This window comes from Giesbergeria giesbergeri, from assembly GCF_054779375.1.
The window spans coordinates 196,043-207,717 of sequence record NZ_BAAGYJ010000004.1 but is presented as its reverse complement, the minus strand read 5'-3'; the positions used below and the strand labels follow the sequence as shown (position 1 = coordinate 207,717).

Below are 11,675 nucleotides of genomic sequence, written 5' to 3'. Positions count from 1 at the left end.
TTGTGGCGCCCCAGCTGTATATTGCCTGCGGAATCTCGGGGGCGATCCAGCATTTGGCGGGGATGAAGGACAGCAAGGTGATTGTGGCGATCAACAAAGACCCGGAGGCGCCGATTTTTAGCGTGGCGGACTATGGGTTGGAGGCGGATTTGTTCCAGGCCGTGCCGGAGCTGGCTCAGGCACTCTGAGCCAGTCCCTACTCCAGAAAAACTGCTCCACGGTCTCACACTGCGCACCGCCACAGGCCGCTAGCACCCGCTTTGCAGGTGCTAGCGGCCCATCTAGGCATCACCTGCTTTCGTTGGTGCCACCTGTCGGGGTGTGGCGCTGGGCTCAGGCATAACGCTTGGCGCGCAGGTTGTCTTTCATTTGCTGTAACAGCGGTTGCAAAGCAGGCCCGATGCGCAGCGCCACGCAAGTAGCCAGCACATCAATCACCAGTAGGTGCAACAGGCGCGACACCATCGGGCTGTAGCGGTCATAGCCTTCTGGGTGGTCAGCCGCCAGATGGACGGCACAGGCGGCTGCCAAGGGTGAGCCGCTGGCCGTGATGGCAATGGTTGTAGCACCCTTCTTGCGTGCAATGTCGGCGGCGTCCATCAGGTCACGGGTGCGGCCCGAATTGGAGATGATGACCGCACAGTCACCTGGCCCCAGCAGCGTAGCACTCATCACCTGCATGTGGCCGTCGCTGGTGGCCAGACTGGTAATGCCCAACCGAAAGAATTTGTGCTGTGCATCCTGTGCCACGATGCCCGAATTGCCTGCGCCATAAAACTCGATGCGACGCCCCGTTTTCCACGTCGCTGCAATGGCCTCTGCGGCCCGCTCCATCAGTACCGTGCTGGCCGCATTGCGGTATTGCAAAAAGGCGGCTACTGCGTTGTCTACCACCTTGACCAATACATCGCCCGTCTTGTCATCGGCATCCACACTGCGATGGATGAAAGGTACGCCCTCACTCACGCTGCCCACCAATTTGAGTTTGAAGTCGGCCAATCCGTCGTAACCCATACTGCGGCAAAAGCGCACCACGGTGGGTTTGCTCACCTGAGCGCGGGCTGCCAACTCGCGTACGGGCAATCGGGCGAAGAGTCGTGCATCTGCCAGTACCAAACGCGCCACGCGCTGCTCGGCAGGGGCCAGTGAAGAAAGAGAGGCAGCAATCCGGTCCAACATAGAAAAAAGAGGCGCACGCCATGCAGGCAAGGTGGGCCAATGTAACCGTCTTTCGGCCCCGGCATCCTCCATGCCGCCCACCTGCGCGCATACACTTGCGGGCTTGCTGCATCCGCACTACGGTGCCGGGTTTTGTCCGATTTGACTTGTCCTTTGCCATGAACCAGCTCGACGCACTCAAACAGTTCACCACCGTGGTGGCCGATACCGGCGATTTTCACCAGCTGGCGCAATTCAGGCCACAAGATGCCACCACCAATCCATCGTTGATTCTCAAGGCCGTACAAAAAAGCGAATATGCCCCCTTGCTGCAAGATACAGTGCAGCAGTGGCGTGGCCGAGATTTGGGCGAAATCATGGATCGCCTGTTGGTGCGTTTTGGTTGCGAAATTTTGTCGCTCATTCCAGGCCGTGTTTCTACCGAAGTAGATGCCCGCCTGAGTTTTGACACCAGCGCCACTATCACCCGTGCCGAGCGCATCATCGAGCTGTACCAGGCCCAAGGTGTTCACATCGACCGTGTATTGATCAAAATTGCCGCCACTTGGGAAGGTATTGAAGCGGCCCGCCATCTGGAGCAACGTGGCATCCACACCAACTTGACGCTGCTGTTCTCCTTTGCACAAGCTGTGGCCTGTGGTCAGGCCAAGGTGCAATTGATCTCGCCCTTTGTGGGACGCATCTACGATTGGTACAAAAAACAGGCCGGCAGCAATTGGGACGAGGCCGCTATGGCAGGGGCCAACGACCCCGGCGTGCAATCGGTACGCGCCATCTATCAACACTACAAGCATTTTGGTATTGCCACCGAAGTGATGGGGGCGAGTTTTCGCAATGTGGGCCAGATCACGGCACTGGCCGGTTGCGATTTGCTCACCATTGCGCCAGAACTGTTGGCCCAATTGGCCGCCACCGATGCACCTTTGGCGCGCACGCTGGACGCCCAGGCAGCCCAGACGCTTCACTTGCCTGTGGTGAACTATGACGAGGCTGGTTTCCGCTACGCCCTCAATGCCGATGCGATGGCCACCGAAAAACTGGCCGAAGGCATCCGTGCATTTGCTGCAGATGCCGTCAAATTGGAACAGTTGATGCTGGCGGCCTAAATGCCAGCACTGGAGCAAGATATTTTCCGGGATCAACGCACACGCTGTGACCACACCCCGGCTTGGGTTGCTTTGCAGGCGCATTTTGAAGCGACAGGCCGCCACTTTGATGTGCGTGGTGCCTTTGCGGCCGATCCAGCCCGTTATCGTGCCTTCAGTCAAGAGGCACCCCATGTTTTTGCCGATCTCTCGCGCAACCGCATCGATCACGCCACGGAGGCACTGCTGCTGGATCTGGCCCGCCAGTGTGGGCTAGAGCAGCAGCGCCAAGCTATGTGGATGGGCGAGCCCATCAACACCACAGAGCAGCGTGCGGTGTTGCACCACCTCCTGCGCCAACCCGTCCCCCCCCTCGGTGGGGCGGATGCCGCCCCATTCATAGCCCAGGCTGGGCGTGATGTTCACCGCACATTGCAGGCGATGCTGTCCTACGCTGACAGCGTACGCCAAGATGCACGTATTACCGATATTGTCAGCATTGGCATTGGTGGCTCTGGGCTGGGGCCATCGATGGCCGTGACGGCGTTGGAAGAGCATTGGCAAGCAGGTCAGCGGGTGCATTTTGTCTCCAATGTCGATGGCATGGAGCTGGGTAGCTTGTTGCGCCGCTTGCGGCCAGAGAGCACGCTGTTTTTGATTGCCTCCAAAACCTTCACTACCGCAGAAACGATGGTCAACGCCCATGCGGCCCGTGACTGGTTCTTGGCCCACGGCGGCAGCACCGACACCAATGCCGATCTGCCGTTGGCCCGCCATTTTGTTGCCCTGAGCACCAATGTAGATGCAGCCCGGGGCTTTGGTATCACGACCACCTTTGGATTTTGGGATTGGGTGGGTGGCCGTTTTTCATTGTGGTCAGCCATTGGGTTACCGATTGCCATTGCCGTAGGCAGCAAGATGTTCCAACAGCTGTTGGCGGGTGCCCATGCAATGGATGAGCATTTTTATACCGCACCGTTAGAACACAATTTGCCAGTGCGTCTGGGGCTGTTAGACATTTGGTACCGCAACTTTCATGGCTTTAGCAGCCGGTGTATTGCTCCCTATAGCCACGGTTTGCGCCGCTTGTCTGCGTACTTGCAACAGCTGGAAATGGAGAGCAATGGCAAAGGCGTGGACTGGCGTGGACAAGCACTGCCCTATGCCACCTCGCCTGTGGTTTGGGGAGAGCCAGGCACCAATGGTCAACATGCTTTTTTCCAGATGATCCACCAAGGAAAAGACATCATTCCGGTGGAATTCATCGTTTTGCGCCAAGGCGGCCGGGATTTGCCTGAACAACATTCACGCTTGGTAGCCAATGCCTTGGCCCAAGCCCAAGCCCTGATGTTGGGACGCGACAGTGCCTGTGGGCACCGTCACTTCAGCGGCAACCGGCCCAGCACGGTGCTGTTGTTGGAGCGCCTCAATGCCACCTCGCTGGGTGCCTTGCTGGCACTGTATGAGCACCGGGTATTTGTCAGCGGCTCGCTGTGGGGTATCAACAGTTTTGATCAATGGGGTGTAGAACTGGGCAAGCAACTGGCCTCCAACCTCGAACCCCGCTTGGCCAGTGGTGATGCGCAGGGTTTGGATGGTGCGACCGCTGGCTTGTTGCGGCGTCTGCGAAGCGGACAACAGCAGCCATGCGAGCCTCTTCCATGATCGGTACCAATATACCGGCCAGGGGCCGCAAAAATGAGAACGCAAAAGCACCCCGCCCACCCCTTTGATTGGCCGATTGCAGGCTGATGGGCGGTGATACCATGACTGCTCAATTCTTACCCCTTCCGGTTCCATGGCCGCTGTTGACACCACCCTCAAAGATCCTGCAACAGTTGCACTCCCAGGTTTGGGACGGGCGCTCATTTCTGCAGGAAAACTGACGCAGAAGGTTGCCGAAGACATCTATCGCAAGTCGCAGGCCAGCCGCACCAGTTTCATTGCTGAACTGACAGGCTCGGGGGCCATCTCTGCCGCAGATTTGGCCCATGCGGTATCTTCAGTCTTTGGCGCCCCCTTGCTAGACTTGGGTGCAGTAGACCCCCTGCGTTTGCCCAAAGATCTGTTGGACGCCAAAATTTGCAGTGCCTACCGTGTGGTGGTGCTGGCCAAACGCAGCAACCGGCTCATCATTGCCTCGGCAGATCCAACCGATCAAGAAGCCGCCGAAAAAATCAAATTCACTACCCAGATGGGGGTGGACTGGGTTATTGCTGAATACGACAAACTCAGTGCATTGGTCGATACCAACAGCAAGAGTACCAGCGAGTCCCTAGAAGCCCTCAACAGCAGTGGTGATTTTGAATTTGACGACGTTCCGGTAGAGGCGGCACCAGAGAGCCAAGACAACGCTGGCGCTGAAGTTGAAGACGCTCCCATCGTCAAGTTCCTGCACAAGATGCTGATCGATGCGTTCAATATGCGGGCTTCAGATTTGCACTTTGAACCCTATGAGCACCAATACCGGGTGCGCTTTCGTATTGACGGAGAACTGCGCGAGATCGCCTCGCCACCCATTGCCATCAAAGACAAGCTGGCCTCGCGGATCAAGGTGATTTCGCGCCTAGACATCTCCGAAAAGCGTATTCCGCAAGATGGCCGTATGAAACTCAAAGTGGGGCCAGACCGGGTGATTGATTTCCGGGTCAGCACCTTGCCCACCTTGTTTGGTGAAAAGATCGTGATCCGTATTTTGGACCCCAGCAGTGCCAAAATGGGCATCGATGCCTTGGGCTACGACCCGGAAGAAAAAGCCCGCCTACTGCACGCTATTGGCCGACCCTACGGCATGATTTTGGTCACTGGGCCTACTGGCTCGGGCAAGACCGTGTCGCTCTATACCTGTTTGAACCTGCTCAACCAGCCCGGCGTCAACATTGCAACGGCTGAAGACCCGTCTGAAATCAACTTACCCGGTGTCAACCAAGTCAACGTCAACGAAAAAGCGGGATTGACGTTTGCGGCGGCGCTCAAATCTTTCTTGCGCCAAGACCCAGACATCATTATGGTGGGGGAAATTCGCGATCTGGAAACGGCTGACATCTCCATCAAGGCGGCCCAGACTGGTCACTTGGTGCTCTCTACACTGCATACCAATGATGCGCCCACCACGCTCACCCGGATGCGCAATATGGGCATCGCTCCGTTCAACATTGCCTCCAGCGTTATCTTGATTACCGCCCAGCGTTTGGCGCGGCGCCTGTGCCCACAGTGCAAGGCGCCTGCCGACATTCCCCACGAAGCCTTGCTTGACGCGGGGTTTACTGACGAAGAGCTGGACGGTTCTTGGGCGCCGTATAAGGCCGTGGGTTGTTCGGCTTGCAACAACGGTTACAAAGGTCGGGTAGGTATCTACCAAGTGATGCCAATTTCTGAAGAAATTCAGCGCATTATCCTGCGCGACGGCAGCGCGATGGACATTGCGGCACAGGCCAAGGCAGAAGGGGTGCGTTCCTTACGTGAATCTGGCTTGCATAAGGTCAAGGCGGGGCTGACCTCGCTGGAAGAGGTGTTGGCCGTCACCAATCTATAAACACTGCACAACCGAGGGAGCGCCATGGCGACCGCTGCATCACAGGGGATCAAAGACTTTGTTTTCGAGTGGGAGGGAAAAGATCGCCACGGCAAGATCGTGCGTGGCGAGACCCGTGCCTCTGGCGAAAACCAGGTACAGGCCATGCTGCGCCGCCAAGGGATCTTGCCCAGCAAGATCAAAAAGCGGCGCATGAGTGCGGGTAAAAAGATCAAACCCAAAGACATTGCCCTGTTTACCCGCCAAATGGCCACCATGATGAAGGCTGGTGTGCCACTGTTGCAAGCCTTTGATATTGTGGGGCGTGGCAACACCAACCCCAGCGTGGGCAAGTTGCTTAATGACATCCGTGCCGACGTTGAAACCGGTACGTCACTCAATGCCGCCTTTCGCAAATACCCGCTCTATTTTGATAGCCTCTACTGCAATTTGGTAGAGGCGGGCGAGGCCGCCGGTATTTTGGAGGCCCTGCTCGACCGGCTGGCCATGTATATGGAAAAGACCGAGGCCATCAAGGGCAAAATCAAATCGGCACTGATGTACCCCATCTCGGTGGTGATTGTGGCCTTTGTGGTGGTGACGGTGATCATGATTTTTGTGATTCCCGCCTTCAAACAGGTGTTCACATCGTTTGGGGCAGATTTACCTGCCCCCACCCTGTTTGTGATGGGTGTGAGTGAGATTTTTGTCACATGGTGGTGGCTGATTTTTGGCGTGCTTGGCGGTGGCTTCTATTTCTTCATGCAGGCGTGGCAACGCAGCGAGAAGGTGCAGATGTTCATGGACAGGGCATTGTTGAAGATGCCAATTTTTGGTGTCTTGATTGAAAAATCAGCGGTCGCTCGCTGGACGCGTACCCTGTCCACCATGTTTGCCGCTGGTGTACCACTGGTAGAAGCTTTGGACTCAGTGGGGGGGGCTGCGGGCAACTCGGTCTATTCAATGGCCACAGAGAAAATTCAGCAAGAGGTGTCTACTGGTACCAGTTTGACGGCAGCCATGGCCAATGCCAATGTGTTTCCATCGATGGTGATACAGATGTGTGCCATTGGTGAAGAATCGGGTTCGATTGACCACATGCTGGGCAAGGCCGCCGATTTTTATGAAGAAGAAGTCGATGAAATGGTGGCTGGCTTGTCTAGCCTGATGGAGCCGATCATTATTGTATTTTTGGGTGGCTTGATTGGCGGCATTGTGGTGTCGATGTACCTGCCCATCTTCAAGTTGGGACAGGTGGTCTGATGGGTATCGATCCTTGGCTGGATGCCATATTGTTGGGTGTGGTGGGGTTGCTGGTGGGCAGCTTTTTGAATGTGGTCATTCATCGACTGCCGAAAATGATGGAGCAGCAATGGGCGGCAGAGTGTGCCGACTATGTGGCCCACCTCTCTCCCACAGCAGCTGTAAGCACTGCTCTAGCAACCGAGCCAGAGAAATTCAACCTCTGGACGCCGCGTTCGCGCTGCCCCTCGTGCGGGCACCCAGTGCAATGGTATGAAAACATTCCGGTACTGAGTTATCTGGCCTTGCGTGGGCGCTGTTCTGACTGCAAAACCGGCATCAGCTTGCGTTATCCAGTGGTGGAGTTGTTCACTGCAGCCCTTTTCTTCTTCTGTGTGAAGCACTGGGGTCTGACACCTACCGGATTGGCTTGGTGCGGCTTCTCTGCCACATTGGTGGCGCTGGCCTTCATTGACTGGGATACAACCCTGTTACCCGACGATTTGACCTTGCCCTTGCTGTGGGCGGGGCTGTTGGCATCGGCGTTGCAATGGATCAATGTGTCGCTGTTCAACAGCGTGGTGGGGGCTGCAGCAGGTTATTTATCACTGTGGCTGGTGTATTGGGCTTTTAAGCTCGCCACGGGCAAAGAAGGCATGGGCTATGGAGATTTCAAGCTGTTTGCTGCACTGGGTGCTTGGTTTGGCTGGCAGGCATTGGTGCCACTGATCCTGATGGCTTCTGTGGTTGGTGCGGTGGTGGGCATTGCCCTCAAACTGGCTAGCTCGTTGCGCGAAGGGGGTTATGTGCCCTTTGGCCCCTTTTTGGTCGGTGCTGGCTTGATCGCCTTGGTCTGGGGGCCACAGGTTGTCTTACAAAATATCTTGGGCGCTTTGGGGCTGTGATGGTGATGCAACGTCCCAGACGCTTGGGCCTGACTGGAGGCATTGGCAGTGGTAAGAGCACTGTAGGGCAGATGTTGGCAGAACATGGTGCTGCCTTGATTGATGCTGACCAAATTGTGCGTGAAGTCACCGGGCCAGGAGGATTTGCCATGCCCGCCATTGCCCAGGTATTTGGCAGCCAATTTGTCGATGCCCGTGGTGCCCTTGACCGGGAGAAAATGCGGATTCATGTTTTCGCCCAAGCATCCGCCCGCCAACAATTGGAGGCCATCATCCATCCGCTGGTTGCACGGTTTTCTCAAGAGCGTGCCCAAACTGCGTTGAATGCTGGTGCGCCCTTGGTCGTGTTCGATATTCCCTTGTTGGTCGAGTCTAAGCACTGGGCAGCCCGACTCAATGCGGTGCTGGTGGTGGATTGCCACCCAGAAACACAGATCGCCAGGGTCATGGCCCGCAATGGCCTAGAGAGAGCTGCAATTGAGCGCATCTTGGCGGCTCAGGCCAACCGTCAGGAGCGATTGGCCCATGCCGACATGGTGCTGTGCAACGATGGTCTCACACTGGATGCGCTGCGCCAGCAGGTGTCTGCACTGGTTCAACGGTTCGGGCTATGATCGAAGGCTTCGCCCAACCAGCCACTAGGCTGCTCTGGCGGTGTGCGCTCTCTTTCTCAGAAACCCGGCAGTGTGATCCTCTACGAATATCCCTTCAACGAACGTATCCGCACTTACCTGCGGTTGGAGCAGCTCTTTCGCCGTCTAGGTGAGCTGATTCCCCGCAGCCATCCGCTGGATCACCACTTTGCGCTGGCAACCATCTTTGAAATCATCGAAGTAGGTGCGCGCACCGATTTAAAAACCGATGTGCTCAAAGACATCGAGAAGCAAAAACAGCTGCTCGAGAGCTACCGGGGCAATCCGGCCATTTCAGAAAAAGCCTTGGATGCCGTATTGGCGCAGCTAGAACGCTGCTTTGCTGCACTCAATGAGCAAACAGGCCGTACGGGGCAGTCACTGATGGAGAACGACTGGCTCATGACTTTGCGCAGCCGCATGGGTATCCCCGGAGGTACCTGTGGTTTTGACCTGCCCAGCTACCACGCTTGGCAATGTGCCGAATCTGGTGTGCGCCAGAAAGCCTTGCAAGAGTGGACGGCAACGCTGGCGCCTCTGGCAGAGTCTATTTATGTGCTGATGCAGTTACTGCGCGATACTGGGGTGCCTCAAAAAATGGCGGCCCTGCAAGGCAATTTTCAGCAAAATCTTCCTCAGGGGCGTAGCTTCCAATTGCTGCGTCTGGCGATTGACCCGGCGCTGGGCATCATCCCAGAAATCAGTGGCAATCGGCTGCGGGTCTCGGTGCGCATGATGCAATTGCAAAGCGATGGGCAATTGCTGCCCAGTACCGAGGACGCATCATTTGAACTCTCCCTCTGTGCCTGAGAATAAGAAAACACCCATGTCCTCGCCTCTGCCCCACCCATCAGCCGAGCGCATTGTTACCTGCCCTGCCTGTCAGGGGCCAAGCCTTTATGGCCCTACCAATGCGTGGCGGCCCTTTTGTAGCCAACGTTGCAAGCTGACGGATTTAGGGGCTTGGGCCAGTGAACGCTTTGGCCTGCCGGAGACGATGGAAAGTACCGCAGACATGCCACCATTGCACACCTGAACGGTGTTGCACTGAAATGCACTACAGTGGTGCATATTCAGGTAACCTTCTGGCTACGGGGAGGATTGTCTCGTGGTCAATTTCGGTTTCGGTACTGCGGCAACCTATGCCGCCGATGTATTGCCAGACCCAGTGCCTGCGCATCCGCTGCTTGATGGCAAACAAGAGCTTGGCCGTGGACAATATTCGATTGTGCTGGACAAAGGTGATGGTGAGCGGGTTTACAAAATAGTGAGTTCCCCGGCCGATTACTGGTTGCATACCGCCAAAGACCGCCCCCAAGGCAAGCATTTTCCGGTCGTTTATGTCGACCACGGTGATATTGGTCAAGCACAATCGGGCTATCGCTTTTACCTCTTGGAGATGGAACGCCTGTATCCATTGACCCCAGAATCGCAAGCGGCCATTGTGGCTAACCAATTAACCAAGGCCTACTGGGAAGGGTGCAGGCGCTGGAATCAGTTGGGGGCGTGCATGGGCCGAATGGCCATGTACCACTTGACCACAGGAGAGACTCCGTCTTGGGATGAGCAAATGCAATCGGCACTCAAGGCTTTGTCTGCGTTTATTGAAGAGTACCAACTGCTACCCGACATCCTCAAGGCCGACAATTTAATGGTGCGCAAAGATGGCACGCTGGTGTTTTCTGATCCGGTATTTGTCTCCTGATACCTGCCATTACCAACCGTTATGAGGGCCGCTGTGCGCTCTGTGGCCGAAAGGCAGGGCACACGGCCGGATGTGTCTCTAAATACGGGCCGCCAATCAGATCAATGCAATAGGGCACCGCAGCAAAAATGCCAGGTATGCGCAGTTGTTGTCCAGTGTCGTCCTTCAGCCCCTCTAGCGTTTGGGCAATGGCTTTGGGTTGGCCGGGCAAATTGACAATCAGGCATTGGTCGCGCACCACGGCCACTTGGCGCGACAAAATGGCAGTGGGTACAAATTGCAGGCTGATCTGGCGCATTTGCTCACCAAAGCCCGGTAACACCTTGTGTGCCACAGCCAAGGTGGCCTCGGGTGTTACATCGCGCAGGGCCGGGCCTGTGCCTCCTGTGGTCAACACCAAGCAGCAGCCCTCCCGCACCAGCTCTATCAGCACTGCGCTGATGGTGTCTTGTTCATCGGGAATCAGACGTGGCTTGAACACCACAGGATTTTTCAGGGCGCGCGTCAACCACTCTTGCAGTGCAGGCAAACCTTGGTCTGGGTAAATGCCAGTGCTGGCCCGGTCGCTGATCGAAACCAGGCCAATCACCACCGGGTCATGGCTGTTGGAGGCCGTAGGGGGGGCGTTTTCAATCGGCCGCATGGGCTGGGTCATCCGATGGGGCGCTGCCGTGGGTCTCTGTGTGTGTTGCGTTGATCTGTTCGCGCACCAGTGCAAACAGTTCACGGTAAGCCCGGCCCTTGCGTGGTGCCAATCCCTGTGCTTCGGCCACGGTGGCGTCGTGTGCAGATGGTGCATCTTTGCGGGCTTGTCGAATCAGCGCCCGCAGTTGTTGGATATCGGTGCCAGGATATTGTGCAATCCACTGCGCTTGGGCCGTATCTTGGGCAATCAGCAGATCACGCCAGTGCTCTGCTTGGTGCAGCAAGAGCTTGTCGGCAGCAGAGCCATTGCGTTGTTCTTCTAGGGCGGCCCGAGCCGCTGCCACCACGTCTTCATCGAGCTTGCGCATCAGTTTGCCCACAAACTGCATCTGGCGGCGTTTGCCTTCAAAGTTGGTGATGCGACGGGCCTCGGCCAAGGCGTCTGCCAGCTTGTCTGGCAGCCCGATGCGCTGGAACAAATCAGCGCGTAATGTCAGTAAGTCCTTGCCCAAATCTTGCAGGGCATCGCTTTCGCGTTTGAGGTCGGTGCGACTGGCATCGTGGGTGCCTTTGAGTTCGGCCTTGAGTTCAAGATCCAGTTCGCTGCCTTCGGCAACAAAATGGCCTTTGACAAAGTAGCCTTTTTTGGGTTTGCGTGACATGGTGAAATCCGGGAGAAAAGGTGTAGTGGCGATGTGGCAGCCCAACACCCCCACCACCCGGTCATACAGGGCCGGGGGCGGGCGCAAGTATCATAGCCGGGTCATG

At 56.5% G+C, this 11,675-nt stretch carries 13 protein-coding genes; 10 read left to right on the top strand and 3 right to left on the bottom strand.

Annotation, left to right across the window (positions count from 1 at the left end; genetic code table 11):
- Positions 1 to 188, top strand: a 188-nt coding sequence (locus ACYVB2_RS09885; protein ID WP_382433083.1) for an electron transfer flavoprotein subunit alpha/FixB family protein, incomplete at its 5' end; no start/stop codon positions are given.
- 145 nt (positions 189 to 333) lie between these two features.
- Here the strand turns inward: ACYVB2_RS09885 and ACYVB2_RS09880 are convergent.
- Positions 334 to 1,179 (bottom strand): MurR/RpiR family transcriptional regulator, encoded by an 846-nt coding sequence (locus tag ACYVB2_RS09880; protein WP_382434748.1) that lies wholly within the window; start codon positions 1,177 to 1,179, stop codon positions 334 to 336.
- A gap of 158 nt (positions 1,180 to 1,337) precedes the next feature.
- Here ACYVB2_RS09880 and tal point away from each other — a divergent pair, with 158 nt between their 5' ends.
- From tal to ACYVB2_RS09835, 9 genes are all read left to right on the top strand, one after another.
- Entirely contained in the window at positions 1,338 to 2,285 is a 948-nt protein-coding gene (gene tal / locus ACYVB2_RS09875) for a transaldolase (RefSeq protein WP_382434750.1), read from the top strand.
- Positions 2,286 to 3,929 (top strand): glucose-6-phosphate isomerase, encoded by a 1,644-nt coding sequence (gene pgi / locus ACYVB2_RS09870; protein ID WP_382434752.1) that lies wholly within the window; start codon positions 2,286 to 2,288, stop codon positions 3,927 to 3,929.
- A 133-nt stretch (positions 3,930 to 4,062) separates the two neighbouring features.
- On the top strand, positions 4,063 to 5,799 hold the full coding sequence (pilB, locus tag ACYVB2_RS09865) for a type IV-A pilus assembly ATPase PilB (RefSeq protein WP_382434754.1): 1,737 nt from the start codon (positions 4,063 to 4,065) through the stop codon (positions 5,797 to 5,799).
- 24 nt (positions 5,800 to 5,823) lie between these two features.
- On the top strand, positions 5,824 to 7,041 hold the full coding sequence (locus ACYVB2_RS09860; protein WP_382434756.1) for a type II secretion system F family protein: 1,218 nt from the start codon (positions 5,824 to 5,826) through the stop codon (positions 7,039 to 7,041).
- Entirely contained in the window at positions 7,041 to 7,925 is an 885-nt protein-coding gene (locus ACYVB2_RS09855; protein ID WP_382434758.1) for a prepilin peptidase, read from the top strand. Before ACYVB2_RS09860 ends, ACYVB2_RS09855 begins: the two co-directional genes overlap by 1 nt.
- 5 nt (positions 7,926 to 7,930) lie before the next feature.
- Positions 7,931 to 8,539 carry a dephospho-CoA kinase gene (coaE, locus tag ACYVB2_RS09850; protein WP_382434760.1) on the top strand — a complete coding sequence of 203 codons (609 nt, stop codon included), beginning with the start codon at positions 7,931 to 7,933 and terminating at the stop codon, positions 8,537 to 8,539.
- 72 nt (positions 8,540 to 8,611) lie between these two features.
- The gene (gene zapD, locus ACYVB2_RS09845; protein WP_382434762.1) at positions 8,612 to 9,367 is read left to right on the top strand and encodes a cell division protein ZapD; all 756 of its coding nucleotides are present in this window, start codon (positions 8,612 to 8,614) and stop codon (positions 9,365 to 9,367) included.
- A 16-nt stretch (positions 9,368 to 9,383) separates the two neighbouring features.
- The gene (locus tag ACYVB2_RS09840) at positions 9,384 to 9,593 is read left to right on the top strand and encodes a DNA gyrase inhibitor YacG (protein ID WP_382434764.1); all 210 of its coding nucleotides are present in this window, start codon (positions 9,384 to 9,386) and stop codon (positions 9,591 to 9,593) included.
- Between the two features lie 72 nt (positions 9,594 to 9,665).
- A complete protein-coding gene (locus tag ACYVB2_RS09835; RefSeq protein WP_382434766.1) occupies positions 9,666 to 10,262 on the top strand; it encodes a hypothetical protein in 597 nt (198 codons plus the stop codon).
- Between the two features lie 19 nt (positions 10,263 to 10,281).
- Here ACYVB2_RS09835 and mog read toward each other — a convergent pair whose 3' ends face one another.
- Positions 10,282 to 10,905, bottom strand: a complete 624-nt coding sequence (gene mog / locus ACYVB2_RS09830) for a molybdopterin adenylyltransferase (protein WP_382434768.1) — start codon at positions 10,903 to 10,905, stop codon at positions 10,282 to 10,284.
- A complete protein-coding gene (gene yjgA / locus ACYVB2_RS09825) occupies positions 10,892 to 11,569 on the bottom strand; it encodes a ribosome biogenesis factor YjgA (RefSeq protein WP_382434770.1) in 678 nt (225 codons plus the stop codon). Before yjgA ends, mog begins: the two co-directional genes overlap by 14 nt.
- Positions 11,570 to 11,675 lie beyond the last annotated feature (106 nt).